15 protein-coding genes are annotated in these 18,680 nt (G+C 60.5%); 4 read left to right on the forward strand and 11 right to left on the reverse strand.

What is annotated here, in order from left to right; translation table 11 throughout:
• Window positions 1-88: 88 nt before the first annotated feature.
• The 5 genes from ACIGJB_RS27240 to ACIGJB_RS27260 are packed head-to-tail and all read right to left on the reverse strand — an operon-like array spanning window position 89 to window position 4,720.
• Entirely contained in the window at window positions 89-826 is a 738-nt protein-coding gene (locus ACIGJB_RS27240; RefSeq protein ID WP_483733077.1) for an ABC transporter substrate-binding protein, read from the reverse strand.
• Complete coding sequence (locus tag ACIGJB_RS27245) at window positions 823-1,620, reverse strand: MBL fold metallo-hydrolase (RefSeq protein ID WP_483733078.1); 798 nt, start codon at window positions 1,618-1,620, stop codon at window positions 823-825. Before ACIGJB_RS27245 ends, ACIGJB_RS27240 begins: the two co-directional genes overlap by 4 nt.
• Window positions 1,621-1,623: 3 nt before the next feature.
• Window positions 1,624-2,592, reverse strand: a complete 969-nt coding sequence (locus tag ACIGJB_RS27250; RefSeq protein ID WP_483733079.1) for a Bug family tripartite tricarboxylate transporter substrate binding protein — start codon at window positions 2,590-2,592, stop codon at window positions 1,624-1,626.
• A 47-nt stretch (window positions 2,593-2,639) separates the two neighbouring features.
• Window positions 2,640-3,683: an Ldh family oxidoreductase gene (locus tag ACIGJB_RS27255; protein ID WP_483733080.1), complete on the reverse strand. Its 1,044-nt coding sequence runs from the start codon at window positions 3,681-3,683 to the stop codon at window positions 2,640-2,642.
• Window positions 3,684-3,712: 29 nt separating this feature from the next.
• Complete coding sequence (locus ACIGJB_RS27260) at window positions 3,713-4,720, reverse strand: Bug family tripartite tricarboxylate transporter substrate binding protein (RefSeq protein ID WP_483733081.1); 1,008 nt, start codon at window positions 4,718-4,720, stop codon at window positions 3,713-3,715.
• 146 nt (window positions 4,721-4,866) lie between these two features.
• Between ACIGJB_RS27260 and ACIGJB_RS27265 the strand changes: the two genes are divergently transcribed.
• Window positions 4,867-5,760 carry a LysR family transcriptional regulator gene (locus ACIGJB_RS27265; protein WP_483733082.1) on the forward strand — a complete coding sequence of 298 codons (894 nt, stop codon included), beginning with the start codon at window positions 4,867-4,869 and terminating at the stop codon, window positions 5,758-5,760.
• A 479-nt stretch (window positions 5,761-6,239) separates the two neighbouring features.
• Here ACIGJB_RS27265 and pgl read toward each other — a convergent pair whose 3' ends face one another.
• From pgl to ACIGJB_RS27290, 5 genes are all read right to left on the reverse strand, one after another.
• A complete protein-coding gene (gene pgl / locus ACIGJB_RS27270; protein WP_483733083.1) occupies window positions 6,240-6,935 on the reverse strand; it encodes a 6-phosphogluconolactonase in 696 nt (231 codons plus the stop codon).
• Window positions 6,936-7,327: 392 nt separating this feature from the next.
• Window positions 7,328-8,437, reverse strand: coding sequence for a porin (locus tag ACIGJB_RS27275; protein ID WP_483733084.1), 1,110 nt, complete (start codon window positions 8,435-8,437; stop codon window positions 7,328-7,330).
• An 85-nt stretch (window positions 8,438-8,522) separates the two neighbouring features.
• Entirely contained in the window at window positions 8,523-9,950 is a 1,428-nt protein-coding gene (locus tag ACIGJB_RS27280) for an MFS transporter (protein WP_483734675.1), read from the reverse strand.
• 33 nt (window positions 9,951-9,983) lie between these two features.
• A complete protein-coding gene (locus ACIGJB_RS27285; RefSeq protein ID WP_483733085.1) occupies window positions 9,984-10,289 on the reverse strand; it encodes a DUF4387 domain-containing protein in 306 nt (101 codons plus the stop codon).
• Window positions 10,276-11,670 (reverse strand): acyclic terpene utilization AtuA family protein, encoded by a 1,395-nt coding sequence (locus ACIGJB_RS27290; protein ID WP_483733086.1) that lies wholly within the window; start codon window positions 11,668-11,670, stop codon window positions 10,276-10,278. Before ACIGJB_RS27290 ends, ACIGJB_RS27285 begins: the two co-directional genes overlap by 14 nt.
• Before the next feature lie 114 nt (window positions 11,671-11,784).
• Here ACIGJB_RS27290 and ACIGJB_RS27295 point away from each other — a divergent pair, with 114 nt between their 5' ends.
• The 3 genes from ACIGJB_RS27295 to ACIGJB_RS27305 all read left to right on the forward strand — a co-directional run bounded on the left by ACIGJB_RS27295 (window position 11,785) and on the right by ACIGJB_RS27305 (window position 16,111).
• Complete coding sequence (locus tag ACIGJB_RS27295; protein WP_483733087.1) at window positions 11,785-12,999, forward strand: citrate synthase family protein; 1,215 nt, start codon at window positions 11,785-11,787, stop codon at window positions 12,997-12,999.
• Window positions 13,000-13,086: 87 nt separating this feature from the next.
• Entirely contained in the window at window positions 13,087-14,115 is a 1,029-nt protein-coding gene (locus ACIGJB_RS27300; RefSeq protein ID WP_483733088.1) for a cyclase family protein, read from the forward strand.
• Window positions 14,116-14,458: 343 nt separating this feature from the next.
• Window positions 14,459-16,111: an AMP-binding protein gene (locus tag ACIGJB_RS27305; RefSeq protein WP_483733089.1), complete on the forward strand. Its 1,653-nt coding sequence runs from the start codon at window positions 14,459-14,461 to the stop codon at window positions 16,109-16,111.
• A gap of 228 nt (window positions 16,112-16,339) precedes the next feature.
• Here the strand turns inward: ACIGJB_RS27305 and ACIGJB_RS27310 are convergent, their stop codons facing one another.
• On the reverse strand, window positions 16,340-18,679 hold the full coding sequence (locus ACIGJB_RS27310) for a hypothetical protein (RefSeq protein ID WP_483733090.1): 2,340 nt from the start codon (window positions 18,677-18,679) through the stop codon (window positions 16,340-16,342).
• Between the last annotated feature and the right edge of the window lies 1 nt (window position 18,680).

An 18,680-nucleotide genomic window follows, 5' to 3' on the forward strand; every position in this document is an offset into this window, starting at 1 on the left:
GATGGCAAAACGCCGCCCACGCGCCGGGCTCGCGGCGTGAAGGAGGTACGACTGGATTGGGTGCTGCAGGCGGGTGACTTGGCGGAACTTACGACTGGGCCGGCGCCACGGATGCGCCCTCGATTGCATGCCGCCTGAGCGCGGCGGCCACGAAGCCGCTGGCCTTCATCTCCTCGACAAACTGGCGCAGCAGTTCCACCGTGGCAGCGCTACGTGCCTTTGGCAGGCCCATTGCCTGCTGGATCACCATGAAACGGCCAGGCAAGAGCCGCAGGCCCGGCACGCGCTTTGCGTCAGCCTCGAGCTGCTGGCGCACGCCGGCGGCGACGTCGAGGTTCTCCTCAAGGAACGTGTCCACCACGGCTGGCGAGGTTGGGGCCCGCACAATCTCGGCCTGCTTGAGTTCGCGCGAGAGATACAGGTCGTAGGCACTCCCCTTGCCCACGGTGACCCGGCAGCCGGCCCGGTCTACCTCGGCGTTGTCGCGCAGGGGCGATGTGTCACGGACCAGATAGGCGCCCTCGATCAGCACATACGGCGCCGTGAATGAAATGCCCGCACCACGGACCGGATCCACTGCGAAGAAGCCGAAATCGGCCTGCTCGCTGGTCACGGCTTCGACGGATTTTCCGGCCGAATCGATGACGACCAGGTGGGCGTCCACGCCGACTCGGCGTGCAAATTCACGCGCGAGGTCGACTGAGACGCCGAACGGCTGACCGTCCGCGCCTAGGTTGGCCAGAATCGGATTGCCGACATTGATGGAGGCGCGTAGCACGCCCGTGGGTGCCAGCTCGGCAACGTGCTGAGGATCGATGGCAATCATGAGTTCGAGACTCCTGTCCGAAAGGGTTGCTGTGACGCGTGCGACGCCGCGCTCGTAAGGTCGAATTGGGTGGACTGCGCGAGGCTCTCGGAGAACCAGGCGGCAATCGCCGCAGCGCGCTTGCCGATGTATTCCGGTTGCCCGTTCTGATCCAGCCGCATGGTGAGGTCGTGCCCCGGAATCAGCAGCGTGCCGGGCACTTCGCGCCACCAGCGCCAGATGGTCCGCAGCGATCGCTCGCTGTTAGCATGGTTTTCGCTCGCATCCACATGGCCCGACAGCAGCTCGGCACGGTTCTTCGCTGCATCTCCGGTGAAGAGCACGGGAACCTCATTGGCGGACAGGTAGAACAACAGATGACCGGGCGTGTGGCCAGGTGCGGCGATGGCCTGCAATCCCGGCAGGAACTCGATGTCAGGCTGAACTCGCCGTACCTGCTCGCCCGTCTCGAGCGCGTGCACATAGAGTTCGGGCAGCGGATTGAAGCCCGGCGGCTGCGCGGCTGCCCAGCGCAACTCGTCGGCGCCGATCCACACGGTGGCGTTCGGGAACAGAATGTAGTTCACCGCATGGTCATAATGCGCGTGGGTCAGCACCACGTCCGTGATTTCCGACGGCTTGACGCCATGCGCCTCCAACTGGTTCGCCAGCGGCTTGCGCACGCCGAAGGCACCGACGTCCACCAGAATCTTGCGGTCATGGCCACGCAGAAGCGTCACGGTGCTCCAGCCGAGGCCGCCATGGCAGATGGCACGGCCGGGGAAACCTTGAATCAGTACGTCTACCTGGTACATGGATTACTCCGGTTTGACGTTGGCGTCCTTGATCAGCTTGGCGTACATCGCCGAATCCGACCGAATCAGTTTGGCGAACTCCGCCGGCGTGTTGCCGACCAGTTCATTTCCGCCCTCGGTGCCCAGGCGGCGGATCACATCGGGCTGCCTGAGCGCCTGCACCACGGCCTGATGCAGTCGCTCGATGATCGCGGGATCGGTCTTGGCCGGCACGAACAGGCCCTGGAACTGCGTGATATCGAAGCCCTTGTAGCCGAGCTCATTCATGGTCGGCAACTGCGGCAGCCCGCTCGCGCGCTTCATGCCGGAGACCGCGAATGCACGCAGCTTGCCGGCCGCGATCTGCGGCGCGGCCGTCACCACGGTATCGAACGTGAACGACAACTGGCCGCCGAGCAGGTCCGCCAGGGCCGGAGCGCTGCCCTTGTACGGCACATGGGTGAGTGTGGCGCCGGTCACCGTGCCGAGTAGTTCGCCGGCCAGATGACCGCCGCCGCCGATGCCGGTGGAGCCATAGCTGAGCTTGCCCGGGTTGGCCCTGGCGCGTTGAACCAGGTCCGGCACGCTGCGGATCGGCGAATTGCTGGCCACCACCAATGCATATTGATAGCTCGTGATCTGGCTCACCGGTGCCAGATCCTTGATAGGGTCATAAGGCACCTTCGGGTAGAGCGACGGATTCACCACGATCGGCCCGCTGGCCACCAGCAGCAATGTGTAGCCATCGGGCGCGGACTTGGCGACGAAGTCGGTGCCGATGCTGCCGTTGGCTCCGCCGCGGTTCTCGACGACGATCGGTACACCCAGTGTCTCGGTCATCTTGTGGCCGATGATGCGCGCCGTAATGTCGGCGGCGCCTCCGGCAGCATAAGGCACGACCATGCGGATCGGCCTGGCCGGCCATGGTTGAGCCATGGCGGTGCCGCCTGCGATACTCAGTAGCAGTGTCATGACTACAGTCTTGAAGCGCATGCGAGTCTCCCGGTTCTGCTTATGGATAGTATGGGCGCCGAGGAGGCTCAGGCCGGGACCTTGGCGGCGTGCTGCTGCAGCAATGCCACCGTGGCCGCGTCCAGCGCAATGCCCTGCGCGCGCTGCTGCGCCAGCTTGCCGAGTTCGATCTCGCCTGGCACGACCACCGGCTTGCCGCTCTCGGTGGGCGCACTGCCGTGCAGGATCGCTGCGAAGTCTTTCATGCGGCTGGCCAGCCATTGAGCCGAGCCGAGGCGCCGCGTATCGATCAGGATGAAGAAGTGGCCGAGGTTTTGCGGCTCATCGGGGGCATCGACCCACGACTTCACATGGGTGAGATACGCGGCATCGGACAGCAGCCCCGCGAACAGGTCGACAAGCAGCGCCAGGCCGTAGCCCTTGTGACCGCCGATCGGCAGCAGGAAGCCTTCAAGCGCGGCGTGCGGATCAGTAGTCCTGCGCCCTTGTGCGTCGGTCGCCCAGGTATCCGGAATCGCCTCACCAGCCTTCAGCGCATTGCGGATCTTGGCGCGCGCCACGACGCTCATTGCCATGTCCAGCAGGAAGTGACGACCATCGTGTCCAGGCACGCCGAACCCGAGCGGGCTGTTGCCGAGGCGCGCATCGCTGCCACCCCAAGGGGCGATCGTGGTGGTAGCGTTGCTGCCGATCATGCTGGCGAAGCCGGCCTCCGCCGCGATATGGCTGTACGGCGAAATCGGGCCGAAGTGGTTGCTGCCACGCACAAGCGCCATGCCGATGCCACATTCACGCGCGACTTCCATCGCTGCGCGCAAGCCCCGCATGCCGGCCAGCGGGCCTACCGCGTTGGCCCCATCGACCTTGACCAGGGCCGGTGCCACCTGCTCGGTGATGATTTCTACCTTGGTGGCAATGCCGCCGACCTGGAGCCGCTCGCCATACGATTCGATGCGCGAGAGGCCGTGCGTGTTGAGCCCGAACAGGTCGGCCATGACGAGTACGTTGACCACCTCGTCGGCATCGGCGGCGGGCAGGCCCAGACCCTGGAAAGCCTGGCTGCCAAGTTGACGGAGTTCTGCCTCGGGCAGGATGACGCGATTTGCTTGCATGAGTAGCTCGGTATAGAGACGACGGAAAATCAGTTGGCTTTCAGATGCGCGTTGCGCACAACGGCACCCCAGCGCTGCTGCTCGGTATGGATAAAGCGCGCAAACGCCTGCGTGCCCTCGCCCACGGGCGTGCTCGCATCCTCCTTGAGCCGCTGTCGCACCGCGGGGGCCGCGAGCGCCTTTACCGCTTCAGCATGCAGGCGTGCGACCACGGAGGCGGGCGTGCGGGCCGGCACCAGCAGGCCGAACCATTGCGAGCTTTCGAAACCGGGGTAGCCCTGTTCGGCCACCGTAGGCACATTGGGAATCGCGGGCAGACGCTGCGCCGCGCCCACCGCGAGGATGCGCAGCTTGCCGGCTTTCACATGCGGCAAGAAACCCGGCAGGCCGGCCGAGGCCGCATCGATGTTGCCGGCAAGCAGATCGGTCATCTGCGCGCCGGTGCCCTTGTATGGCACATGCATGAGGTCCACGTGCGCGGTAACCTTGAGCATTTCGAAAGCGAGATTGCCGGCGCTGCCATTGCCGGCCGAGCCATAAGTCATTGCACCGGGCCTGGCTTGCGCCTTGGCAAGGAATGCGGACAGGTTGGCCGCGTGCACGCTCGGGCCTACCGCAAACACCATCGGGACCTTGGCCAGCAGCGTCACGGGCACGAAGTCCTTCTCGGGGTCGTAAGGCAGCTTCGCCATCATGGCCGGATTGACGGTCAGGGTGCCAACGTGCCCGAGCACCATCGTGTAACCGTCCGGTTCAGCGCGCGCGGCATCCTGCATCGCGATCACGCCCTGCCCGCCCCCCTTGTTGTCGACCACGACCTGCTGACCGAGTCCCTTCGACATCTCCGCTGCGATTACGCGTGCAATCACATCGGAGCTGCCCCCCGGCCCGTAGGGCACGATCAGGCGAATCGGCCGCGTGGGAGTCCAACTCTGCGCTGCTGCCGGCATTCCCGCGCACGTGGCGAAAGCGCACAACGTCAGCAGCAACTTGCGGCCCCAGTGTTTGGCCGGGGTGCTATCGGAAGGTCGTTGCATGTCGATCCTCTATTGGGATGGGGCGCAGCCTGTCTGAGGGCACGATTACCCTGTCTCCGTGCTGCGCTTTTTTCGATGGGCAATGATCTCCGGCGACCCATTACACTGTAAAGTGCAAATATTCGATGAATTCTTGCGCCTGACACATGAATTTCGATCTGGCCGATCTGCGGGCCTTTCTGGCGGTAGCCGACCTCGGCAGCTTCCGCGCCGCCTCGGAAGCAATGTTTCTGTCCCAGTCCGCGCTATCGCGGCGCGTGGACAAGCTTGAGGAGGCACTGGGCGTCGAACTGTTTACGCGTACGACGCGCAAGGTTGAATTGACCACCGTGGGCCGGACCTTCGTGCATAAAGCGCGCAACGTGCTGAATGAACTTGAGGAAGCGATGCTGGGCATACGCGACGTGGCCGAGCGGCTGTCAGGCGAGGTCACGCTCGCGTGCGTGCCGTCGGCAGTCGGCTATTTCCTGCCTGCGGTGGTGGAGGCCTATCACGCGCGCTATCCGGGCATCCGGTTGCGCGTCATGGACGAGTCATCGGCCGATGTGCTGCTGGCTGTGACGCGCGGCGATGCCGACTTCGGCCTGACCTACATCGGCACCCAGGAGGCCGATATCGAATTTTTGCCGCTGATCGAGGAACCGTTCGTCGTGGCATGCCAGATCGGTCATCCGTTGGCAGCGCGCAAGCGCGTGACCTGGGACGACCTCAGCCAGTACGACTACATCACGCTCGCGCAGGGCAGCGGCAACCGCTTCCTGATCGATCAGGCACTGGCGCGCGTCGCTACGCGGCCACGCTCGTACTGCGAGGTCCATCATGTGCCTGCGCTAGTGAGCCTGGTGCAGGCCGGGCTTGGCATCGGCGTGGTGCCGCGCATGGCGCTGCCGCCCGACAACAAGCGTGGTCTGGCAGCAATTCCGCTGGAGTCGCCGCGCATCACGCGCACGCTTGGACTGATCGCGCGGCGCGGCCGGCCGTTGCCGCCGGCGGCGCGGCTGCTTTACGACATGCTTGTCGCGGCACGAGTGGCCCGCTAGCAGTAGAACTGCGCTGCTCGTGGAGCTTGTAGTATTTCGATTTGGAAAGGCTACAGGGATGCACAGGGAACAGCGCAAGCCACAGGTTGATTCGTTCAAGTATGGGGCGGCGGAAAGCTCCTCGAACGGGAGAGGTTGCTCTGGATAGTTCCGGATGAGCGCCTAGATCTCCGTTCTCGTTCTCCATCAGGCATTTGGCCGCCGTGCGGCAGTTCCTTATTGCGGCGGCTCAGCCCCTTTAGCTGCGGGAACTGCCCGTACTCATTCTGGCCGAAAGGTGCAACAGCTCTGGATGGTTGGAAGCGGCATAGTCGCCCCCTAGCGGGCTCTATCAGAGCATGCACTCTTCCTTGTAGAAGTCCTCGGGTTGTGATCAGCGTCGGGCGGTAGTCGGCCACCATAATGCAGGGCGTCATGCAGGAGGCTACTCCTACTGACGGCCTCCTCTGCTATGAAATGCGCTGCGAATCCTCCCGCGACTACCTCCCCCAATAGACATCAACCGGCACCCTATTTTGATGCAAGAGATAGCTTACTGGCAGCACCGGCGTGAGCTCCAGTGCCGCAGCGTCGAAGACCTCTTTTTTCCATACTCCGCTAAATCCCAGAATGATTCGGCAAGCCCCCAACAGCGCACTGAGGTTTAGGCTCACTCGCTTGTGAGGCGCAGCGCGCGGGCTTAGGGAGAGATAGCCTGGATCCTTCTCCAGCGAAAGCGCAGCCTTTAGTTCGGGGGCGTCTGCGAACAACGATGCGGTGTGGCCGTCCTCGCCCAAGCCAAGGACCACAATATCCGGCTGTCGGTAGTTTCGATTGAGTTTGGCAACTACGGCGGAGGTATCGATATCGTCGGCTTCCCAACAATACAGCGGCACTGGCGGCAGAAATTCCGCTTTTGCCGCCGCGTTGCGCAGCAGGATGTCACAGACCAAGCGCGCGTTGCTGTCCTCATGATTGAGCGGCACCATGCGCTCATCCACAAGGATCACCTCCACGCGGTCCCAGCCGAGTCGCTGTTGCTGCAAGGCAGCGAAGACGGGTACTGAAGAGTGGTCCCCGGACACAGCCAGACAGGCATGTCCCTTGACATCCAAGGTTCGCTCGAGTTCGCACGCAATGGCTCCCACAAACGCGGTGACGTGGTCATCTCCGCCGTTGATTTCGATCTCGCGCATCCATCATCTCCTTGTCACAATTGGCGCGAGCGCTACTGTGTGCTTATCCCATGATTTCAACCACCGCAGCGGGGGCGGCGGTAGAGGCAACATACGGCCGGAAAACTGACGCCATCCACGTAAAGCTGTATCGGCACCGTCAACCCCCACGTGTTCCAGCCAGTCTTTGAGAAATGTTCCGGCCCTCCAAAGGACGAAGAATCGCTGCCGGCAAAGCATAGTCCTCCGAGAACCCACCCAACGAGATCCTGAAAGTCATGACCACAAGGTGACATCAAATGGAAGGCGATCGATGCGAGCAGAGACCAACGCCGCAGTAAAAGCGGCTGACGTCATGTCGGGCGCTGTCTATTCGAAAGGCCGGAATCGCAAGCGAGTTAGCTCAAGCCAACCTAGAATTTGTGGCGTATACCGACTGCCGCCCCCAACATGCTCTGCTTATCCGCCCCAAGCGGGTAGCCATTCGCATAGAAGACAGCCGAGTTATCGAACTCGAGACCGGAATTCTTCACATACCCCAGTGTCAGGTAGACGTCGGTTCGCTTGGAAAAACTGTAGTCGGCAATGAAAGCCAGTTGCCAGGGGTTCTTGGCGTTGACACCGTTGAGGTTCTTGAGGTCGTCGTAGTAGTACGCGAGAGTCAGGCCGAGCGCATTGAGCTGATAGTTCGCGCCGACCCAATACATGTTGTCGCGCGCCAGCGTCGCATTCTTGCCATCCTTGTTCAGACCCCATCGAAATCCGCTCACCAGTTTCAGATTGGTCCACGTGTAGCTGACCGCGGCACCCGCTCGCTTAAAGCTTCCGGGCGGGGCACCGGCGGCGAGCGTCGGATTGAATTGATCGAACGTCACTGCCAGCCCGAGACCCTGATCAAGGTAGGTCATCCCCAGGCCATAGCCACTGTCTCGTCGGAACTGCCCCGGCGTCTCGCCGCTGCCGGCAACGCCGTTACCAAACGACCAGTGGGCAACGGCGGTCACTGGACCGAACTTGCCGGTGTACTTAACCGTGTTGTCGGACCGAAGGTCGAGTCCGACCATGGCTGCAATTGGTTCATACTGACTCGAGTACGCAGTTGGCGAGAAGTTCGAGAACGTATCGAATGTCGCCGAATATTGCCGCCCTAGTGTCAGCCGCCCAACATCACGCCGGTCAATGCCGACGAACGCCTGGCGGCCAAACAAGCGGCCGGACTGACCGGACTTACCTGTATCGATATCTACCCCGCTTTCGAGCGCGAATACCGCCTTGAGACCATCACCGAGATCCTCGACTCCCCGCATCCCCCAGCGGGAGCCTGAAATGCCGCCGGAGTTCAAGGCGAATCGACTCGCGCCAGGCCCTGGAAATCCGCTCTGCGTCGAACTGATCTTTGACAGGTTGCTGACGTATTCAATGTTGGCATCCATGACGCCATACAACGTTATGCCGCTCTGCGCCAAAACTGTCCCGCTGGCCAATGTAATGAACGCCGCCAGTGCGACCTTTCCCTTTTTCATTCCTTGTCTCCTCGTTGTTAAATTATTTTTCTTGTCGACATTTGTCCTTGGCATTCAGCGCCAGTACTCATGTCGACTGGTTTGTTCACGGTTGCCCTGAGATCTCTTCAAAGCTCCTATCGCGCGTTCGCGGCCCGAACAACCCGATACTGAGCAGCGCAACGAGCATGCAGACGCTGATCGTTAGGAAAACCGTCGGGACACCGCCGCTGGTCAATGCAAAGGCAACGATGTATCCGCTGACCGCTGCCGATAGTCTCGTAAATGAGTACACGAAACCGACAGCGCGAGCCCGTATGGACGTGGGAAAAATTTCACTTTGATAGGCGTGACTGTGGTAGCTCAAGGCCGCATTTGCGAATGTCAATCCGATACCTGTGCTGATCCAGACAATGGGGGAAGTGGAATGAGCAAAGATCAGCCCCAAGGGAATAGAAACCAAGCCGATAGCGACAATCTGGTGTTTGCGCTCGAATCGGTCTGCCGACAACGCGATCAGAATTGGGCCCAACGGCGCTGCAAGACTAACGCCGAAGGTATAGAACAAGCTGTGCTTCAGTGGTACACCCTGCGCCTCCAGCAAGGTTGGGATCCAATTACTGAATCCGTAGTAGGCGATGTTCTGGAAGACGAAGTAGGCGATCATCATCAACATCGCATTCCTGACATAGCGCGGCGCAACTCTGTGTTGCGGGCGGGGCTCAGTCGCTGCTGGCGAAACCGGCGCGGGACGGCTTCTGTCCCACCCTCGTCCGTCGAAGGCATCGAGCACCGCGTGTGCCTCCTCCGAACGCCCTTGCGATGCAAGCCAGCGCGGGGACTCCGGCAAGTTTCGACGGAGTATCCAGAATGCAGCCGCGCCGATCGCTGGAAGGAACGTCAACCACCTCCACCCATCGACGCCAAGTACAGAATGCGGAATCAAGAGCGCTGCGAGCAGCGCCGCGACCGGGATCGCGGAATATTCGATGGACTTGACCATACCGAACGCCTTCCCGCGCAGGCGCTTCGGCATGATTTCCACGACAAAGCAGTCAATCGCAACCGACTCAGCGCCGAGTCCGACACCAGCCAGGAACCGCCATAAGCAGACCCAGACTGCGTCGTCTTGCAGTCCCATGACGAACGTGGCAAGAGCGTAGAAGACCAGTGCGTAGGCGAACACTGCTTTGCGACCGAGCCGATCTCCGAGTCCAGCAAATCCAATGACGCCGAGATACAGGCCGAGGAAGGTGGCAGAGATGAAGGTTGCCTGATCAGAAAATCCGAACAAGCCAGCGTTGCCGGTCCTAAAAATCCCCGCCGCCACAAGACCCGGTGAGATGGGGGCCGCCAAGGCAAGGTCGTAAATTTCGAAGAAGCCGCCCACAGCGATCAGGGCGAGCCAGCCCCACAGGCGCTTCGACCCCTCCAGTGCATCAATGCGCGCGCCGATCTGCGCTACTGCGGCGGCAGTCTTGGAATCGTCACGCGCGGGCGCGCGGCTGTCCCTGGCTCTTGCGGCCATCAACATTTTGTTCACGGTGTCTCCTCTTTGGTGGATCGGTCAGGCGATCCGGACGCTCAGCAGCGGAATGAACTGCTGCCCTCCGTGCAGATCGGATGCTCCCAGCGCACCTTGCGTCGTTGGATGCCGGATGCTGAACTTGAATGCCCGAGCGCTGTCGCATTCGAAGAAGCGGACCTTTTCGGGCGCAGTCTGATATAGGCGCGAGAACATCTCCACGTTGAGCGCGCCAGAGCGCTTCACGAGTTGATAGCTCTCGTCATCGCTGAACAGAATGTCAAAGGTCAGAACAAACGGGCCAGCGTTCTTGCTACGGACCATCGCTGCGATATCAGAGAGTTGCATCGTTTTTCTCCTGGATACGAGTAATGACGGTCCGAAACATTGACACTGGCGAGTCCGGCAGGACGACGTGGTTCATGTTGAAGGCATACACGGGACCCCGTTCAATGTGCGCCGGGTTATGCAGACAAGCGAAACCCGTGATGGATCCCTTCCACTTGGTCGTGGGCTGGTGCAGCAGTGGTTGCCGAACCAATTGCACTAGGGCGGTAGCTGTCTGCTGGTCGGCCGCGGTTGCTTCGACGACGAGCCCGACCTCGTGTGGCACTCGCGCGCGGTCGGGCTCGAGCGTCCCCATCACGCCGTCACGGCCGTACGCGTGATAGTCGATTCGGGCCCCCATCCCTTCCAATGACTTTCCGAATACCCGTTCGACGGAAAGCCGAACACGCTCCTTCACCTTGCCGAGCCAATCGTCGAACTCGCCCAGGATGAAGGGATCGCGGATGCCGCCAACCATGATGCTTTGATATCCGACTAGTTCGGCGCCTTCGAGCTTGATGGTGAACTGGTCGGCTGGACGGAACGTGCTTCCACTTAATCGCACGCTTGTCTCGTCAATCTGCTCGTAGACGGTCTTACTGATATCCAGTACGCCGGAAGCCTCGGTAAAGCAAAACGGATCGGCGTTCTCATAGAGACTGTGCGCGGCGACGGATTGCGTCGTGCAACGCAAGCCAGGGCCGACCGGCTGGATCACCACTTCGTCCGGCCGAACATAGCCGACGATCATCCCGTGCGCGGGCTTTTCACAAACCGAGGGCCCGCATTCGACGACTTTGCCCGCGTGCCAGGCCAATCCAGGCGGAAGGCCCATCTGAATCGGCATTGCCGCATAGAGCGCCGGATCGCTGCAGCGCCCAGCCACGACAAGATCGACGTCGGCGGCGAGCGCCGCCTGCAGCGGTTCGATGCCCATCATGCCGACAACCCGCACGCTGCGCTGGATCGTCGATTCGTCGAAATGGGGCGCAGGGTCCAGCGGGCAGATTTGCCCTTGCCTGAGCTTCTGCAGCAAGAAGTCCTTTGACTGCTCCGAGCGAATCTCCGCGACCTTGAGCTGCAGGCCCTCGGAGGCCGCGACTTCGCGCACGATCTCCATGAACCAGTCAACATGCACGTCCGCGCCGCCAGTTCCCACCGAGCCAATTAGCAACGGAACCTTGGCGGGCACGGTATTTCGCAACAGCGTGGTGAGGTCTCGCAGGATGGCCTCACGTGGAAAGGCGCAGACGCCCTCCCCCAACGCAAACGGACCGGCGTCCGTTGTGCCGGCATCGGCCGCAACGAAATGTGGCTTGCACGCCATCGCTTTGCGCAAACTATCTTCTGGGACGCCGATGCCGAGCATCCCGCTCGCGGCAATGAATCTGCATTCCATCATGTTGTCTCCATCCGGACGGAGAATCGTCCGATTGAGACAAGTGTCGATGTATGTAGCGACTCCAGTCAATCTCGATGATAATCATCGATATATTGACTCCGATTCAACACGATCATGGCTCGCACAACTCCCGTATCGCTGGGCTCCAGCGATGGCCTCTACATGACGGCCGAGGAAGCGGCAAGCGCGCTGAATGTCAGCGTGTCGACGCTTTACACCTACGTCAGCCGAAAGAACATCCGTGCGCACAAGACGCGCGGGAGCCGGGTCAGTCGCTACTTGCGCTCGGATATTGAACAAATCAAATCGGGGATTGCGCCTGCTTCTGCACGCGACACTGCACCGGGTCTCACGGGTTCCTCAGCCATCACCTTGATGACTGAGGCAGGCTCCTTCTATCGCGGCGTAAGCGCCATTGATCTAGCAGAGAAGGCCACCCTGGAGGAGGTTGCCCGGCTCCTGTGGGATGCCGGTGACTTTGATCCCTTTGATGGACCTGCGACGGGGCTTCCCGCGCACAGTGATGCATTGCTCAAGGCCTGTACGAGCTACGGTGCGCTAGACCGCGCCATCATGCTGCTTCCCGCCGTGGAAGGAGCCAATCCTCGCGCGCATGACCTCGGTAAGCATGGATTTCTTCGCTCCGGGGCAGACGTCTTGCGCTGGTTCGCTGCCTGGATGCTGGGACAGTCCACTCCGGCCGCGCTGCCGCTGCATCGCTACATCGGTGCAATAACCAAATGCGGGCCGAAGCTTGAGGATGCGGCACGCAGGGTTCTCGTACTTTCGGCCGACCAGGCGCTGCATCCAGCAACCTATGTCGCTCGCGCGGCTGCGAGCACTGGCGCGACGCCTTATCGCTGCGTCATTGCAGGACTTTCCGCCGTCACAGGCCGACGTTTGCCGACTGTTCGCGTCGGGGCGTTTTCCCGTTTCTTGACCGAAATAGACCATGCGTCAGATGCAACCGAGCCGGTCAGGACTCGCGTACGGGAGAGCGAAGACATTCCAGGCTTCGGCTACTCGCCATTCGATGCTCCAGACCCTCGCGCGGCGGCGCTGTGGGCCTCATTGCAATCCCTGTTGGACACCGACCGAGACTTTGCACGCTTCAAGTCCGCCATAGACCTCGCCGCTGATCTGACTGGCAAGCAACCTGATTTCGCCCTACTTGCGGCTTATGTGAACCGCCAAATCGGCGCCGATCCGGACGCGAATCTGGTACGACTAGGGCGCATCGCGGGATGGGTGGCGCATGCATGGGAACAGCAAAACGAGTTGCCGCTCGTACGCTGGAAGGTCAATTACAACGGAGTTTTACCGGTCTAAACAATATATCGACAATAACAATCGATATTGACAAATAAACTCCTTGACTTGTATGGTTGAACCGTAGCTTGAGTTCAAGGAGTCCGCATGGGCAAGCGATGGATACGTCGGCCGGAAGGGTCTAACTGGGGCGATTTCGGTGACACAGATCAGATTGGCAGGTTGAATCTCCTGACGCCAGCAAAGGTCAGGCAGGGTCTTGCGGAGGCGCGGGAAGGCATTGCGTTCTGCTTGAGCCTACCGCTCGACTACCCCGGAGGCAATGTCGCCAATCCCCGACGACACCCGCCCCGGTTGTTCGCGGCGATGCATGGTGGCCAGTGCTTTCACAACCACTCTCGACATGTGCCGGGAGCGGCGCGGCAGTCGGTAGTCTGCGACGATGCCGTGCTTCTCTCCACCCAATACTCAACGCAATGGGACAGCCTTGCGCACGTCGGCGCTGAGTTTGATGCGGACGGCGACGGTGTCAACGAGGTCGTCTACTACAACGGATGGCGTGGCGGCGAACACATCGTGACGCCACCGCCCCGAGAGGACGTCGAGGAATGGGCGCGCTATGAAGGCGTGAGCGCAGGACCACTGGGCATCGACGCGATGGCCGCGACTTGCGTGCAAGGGCGTGGCGTGATGGTCGACTTGTTCAATCATTTTGGCCGCGAACACCGCCGCGTGGGCTATGACGAACTCATGCGAATTCTCGATGACGACGGAGTGGAAGTCGAAACCGGAGACATGCTGTGTCTATGCACGGGTTTCGACGAACTGCTGCTCGAGATGAACCGAGCACCAGACCCATGGCGACTGCATAACAGTTGCGCGGGACTCGATGGATCCGACTCCCGACTGCTGCAATGGATCACGGACTCCGGCGTCGCGGCCCTCATTTCGGACAATCGCGCTGTTGAGATTCTGCCACCACCACCGGGCGCTACGAGCACCATCCACGAACATTGCCTGTTCAAGCTGGGAGTGCCGCTCGGAGAGCAATGGTTGCTCTCGCCCCTAAATCGGTGGCTTCGCGAGCATGGTCGCAACAGGTTCCTGCTTACCGCTCCACCGCTGCGATTGCCAGGAGCGGCTGGCTCGCCGGTCACACCAGTGGCAACAGTCTAAACACATGAGCACGCCCGCAGGTTTGTTCTTTATGACAGGTCTGCGGGGGCAGGCACCGATCGAATGCTGGTTTCTTCGAATCGTGCCGAATTAAATGTGAGCGTTGTCGCAGACACGTAATGTGTCCATCGCAACACGCGTTGAGAAACAGCAGAGCTGCCCCAGGGTATGAAAACTCCCCGCTCCATCTTCCTCGCCGTGCCTGTGTAGCCCAGCGGCCAAGTAGAGACTTGGCATGCTGTCCACGAGACCCCCTGCGCGTCGAACAATTCGGCATTGCACAGCGCGGCATGACATCGGCCCGGTCTCGCGAAACCTTCCCCCACTTGTCATCGAAATCCAAATGCCCAACAGACACTGGATCCAGTCCTACGGTTCAATCCCCGTCGACATCAACGCCGATCGCTATCCCTCCGTTAACGCGTTGCTGGAAGCTGCCATGAGCCAATTCGCGAACAGGCCAGCCTTTCATGCATTCGGACAATCGCTGACCTATGCGGATGTCGATCGCCAATCCTCCGCGCTGGCGGCGTATCTGCAGAAGATGGCGGGAGTGAGGAAGGGCGACCGTGTTGCCGTTATGCTGCCTAACCTCCCGGCATTCCCAATTGCCTTCGTTGGCGTCACGAAGGCCGGCGGCGTCCAGGTCAACGTCAACCCGCAGTACACTGCCCGGGAACTCGAACATCAGCTCAATGACGCCGGCGTCGAAACGATCCTTGTCTACGACGGCGCCACACCTACCCTCACGGAGGTGATCAGCAACACGCGAATCAGGACGGTCATCACGGTCAGCCCCGGCGACGGCAGTGGCGCCGCGATCCCGGGCCCGGCAGTCGACGAGTCATTGCAAGGTGCAACGAAGTTGCCGGAAGCCATTGCACGCGGCGAGGCACTCGGGTTCGACCCGGTGAGTGTGAGCGGTGATGACTTGCTCCTTCTGCAATACACCGGTGGTACGACCGGCCTCTCCAAGGGGGCCGAGCTTACACATCGAAACCTCATAGCCAATATCGAGCAGTTCAAGGCCTTTATGCCCGACATGCTTGTGCCGGGCGACGAGGTCATCGTCACCGCGATCCCGCTCTACCATATCTTTGCGCTGGCGTTGAATTTCCTCACCGGGTTCTCCGTCGGCGCCGAGAACTGGCTTGTGCCAAATCCCCGGGACCTGGGCACGCTGATCGATGTGCTGAGAGCCGCCCGACCAACGATCTTCGTTGGCGTCAACACATTGTATGCAGGACTGGCTGCTCACCCACGCTTGTCTGAAGTCGACTGGTCGCGGCTGAAGCTATCCGCTGGTGGCGGGGCAGCGGTAATCAAAGTCGTCTCGGAGCAATGGGAATCGGTGACGGGCAGCTTTATTCGCGAAGGCTATGGCTTGTCAGAAACATCGCCGGTCTTGTCGTTCAACCCGCCGTTCACCACCTACTTCACCGGCACCACTGGACTGCCCGTGCCATCAACCGATGTCAAGCTACTCGACAGCCAGGACAGGGAGGTAAGCATCGGAATTGCCGGGGAGATCTGCGTCAAGGGGCCGCAAGTGATGCGCGGCTACTGGAACAAGCCGGAGGCCAATGCAACGGCGTTCACCTCGGACGGCTACTTCCGCACCGGCGACGTCGGCATCTTCGATGCAGGAGGGTCGCTGAGGATTGTCGACCGTAAGAAGGACATGATTATCGTCTCTGGCTTCAATGTGTACCCCAATGAAGTCGAAGCAGTTGCCAGCAGCTTTCCCGGCGTAGCCGAATGCGCCTGCGTCGGCGTCCCTGATGAACGGACTGGCGAAGCGGTCAAGCTGTATGTCACCATAGCACCAGGCGTCGAGGTAACCGAGGGTGCCTTACTCGCCCACTGCAGTGCAGGTATGGCAGCCTACAAGGTGCCCAGGATCATCCGCTTCGTCGATGCGCTACCGAGCTCCAATGTTGGCAAGATCCTTCGGCGCGAACTTCGGAACTACGACGCATCCGATGCACTCGTGTGAGCATTCCGAGGTATGCGGATGCCGCCGTCTCCTGACTCATCGAATTGCATCGATGTGGTTAAGGATTCACCAATGACCGCAGTAGCTTGCAAACGGCCGTAACCGTTGCTGGAATCCAATGACCGGGAGGGGTCGACTACGGCCCGCTGCAGAGCGTTATGAGCCCGCAGGCAACCAACAGGTTTCGATGGCTGGAGCCGAAAAGTTGCCCCGAAAGCACTGCGCGTCTCAGAGCAGGCCCTCCTTCTTAAAGAAGTCCTCATTATCCCGGTCGAGTGGATTGGACGACTGGCCGACGGCCTCTGTGCCTTCTGCATGGACGCCTGGCGGCTGGATGTTGTAAGACGCAGCTTCGGCCTTGCCGGCTTCTTGATCACGCTTCAGCGCTGCAGCATCCTTTGCAGCATTGACCGTCGACCCAACCGCACAGGCGAGCGGATTGCCGCGACGCTGCTCGGCTTCAACATGCTGTTGATGCTCCTGATTGGACATCTGCGCACGAAGGCTAGGAGTCTTCTTCGCCATCTTGACCTTCCTGTATTGGTCATCAAACTCATAGACGTCCATCTTCGTCCACGACGCGGTGCCGTACTTGCGCGCGTCCTCCGGCACCATCTCTAGGCGCTCTTTGACACCGTCTGGCCGCCTCCACATAAGTACGCGCTGAAATCCGGTCAGCGGCTTGAGCCACACTGAACGACTCTTGGTCTTGCCGGGAGACTTCGCACCCTCATTAAAGTAGTCAACCAGCCCTCTTGAGGTCCACCTGGCGCCGCGAAAATGCACGATCCCCTTACGACACGCTCGCTGCACCCAATCCAGGAACCGGTCATTCACCTCCTCTTCGCTGTAAGTTCTCGCGGCGTCCCCAAATCGCATCCGTTGCGAGTACCGATGGAGTTCAGCAGGGTAGATGTCAACATCAGCCCTCCGCATCTCCTCCGTGCGGAGGTCGGAGACGTCGTGGCAGAGGTTGTGATAATTGAACGCCCTGAGGATGTACCGTTCAAGGTCGTCGAGCGGCATCGCCTTACCTTTTCTCTGGTACAGCCGCCGCATTTCCTTTGCGAGTGCGTTGGTGTCCCGAGTCACGCCGAGGTTGTCTTCGGCCATCATGCGGATAAGCGCGGCATTCAGTGACTCGATTCTCCCTTTTTTCTGGCCTTGTGAAGGGGGAGCAAGCTCTCGAATTAAGCCCATCTTATCCACGGCGGTGGCAACAACCGACTCCGATGCGCCAGCCCCGTTATCGACATACACCGTGTCGATGTTCCCGTGGAGAAGTCCCTTTAGGACTCCCAAGCCAAGGGCACTGGCTCGTCGTTGCTTTGGTAGGAAAACGGAAGCGATACATCGTCTAAAGCTCTCGCCGTTTTCAGCTTTCAAGGCAAAGTCCCACCCCAGAACGGCGCCTGTGAGGCGGGAAACTGCGAAGACGACCGTGATGGTAGTTTTGACAATCTTCCCCTTCACCTTGACGGCAACACCCACCTTCGGTATCCAGCCATCGATGTCGACGATGTCAATGACACCAAACGTCATATCGCTCGATTGGCCGGGCATGGCCCCATCGTACTGAGCGCTGATGACCACACCGTTCCGCAGGGACTTCAGATTGTCGCGAATGATGATTCCTGGAGCATGGTGCATGAACATCCGGAAGGTCGGAATGCCCCACTTCGACCGCTTTGAGTAAAAGAGCCGCTTGATGAGGCGCCACGTCTGCCTAAAGGTCTGTCTACCACGAGCCCAGAACTCTTTCAGCCCCCTGGCGAACTTCTTGATGTCAAGCGACCCCACCGGAGCCCGACGTTTGAACGTCTTTTTCCCATTGAGAAACGCCTCAGCCTTGCCAAGTCTCTCGTCAAAGGACAGCGGTCCTGGCTTGCTCCTGTTCCGGCCTGCTCGTAGCACTCCTGGAGCGCCCCTTAGTGACGTGAGCCTAAGCAGAGCGGTACTCCCACCGCCATAGTGAAAGTACTTCCGGACCAGCTCCAGAAGATAAGTCTTGTATGTCACCCCGCGCCCCAAAGCCGCAAGCACTTCGGTAACTCTCCGGTTAAGGGCGTCACAATCGAAGATAACTTCGTCGTTGATGGCGAAGTCCTTCGGGTCGCCGCTTCCGACCTTGTCGACCATCAATATCGCGTACAGCAGCGCATTGCGATGCTGCAATCCGACTAGCGCTGACGGGGGGACCTCCGCAACTGGGCAATCCATGAATGCAGGCCTGATCGTATCCGGAATAACGAATACTTCCTGAGACTGACCGAAACACATAAGTCTCTCCAGCTTCCGACTTCCGTCCGGGGCCTTTCCAGCCCAGACCTTCTGTGCATAGAGGGTCTTGGTGAAAGGGTCCCACGCGATTGCCCGTCGCATGGCTTCGGCTTCACAGCTCCCGACGGCTAGCGTCGGGCAATTGAAGACATTGAACCGACGCAATCCTGCAGGCCATTCCGAGGCTCCAACTTCGGCGAGCCATAGCAATTGTGATTCCGTCGCTTTGGGCGGCAGGATGTCGCTCTGCCGCACCAGGTCTCCAGGCATTACATGATTGGCTTCCATA

The sequence above is a fragment of the Cupriavidus sp. C2SS-8b genome (assembly GCF_057073745.1).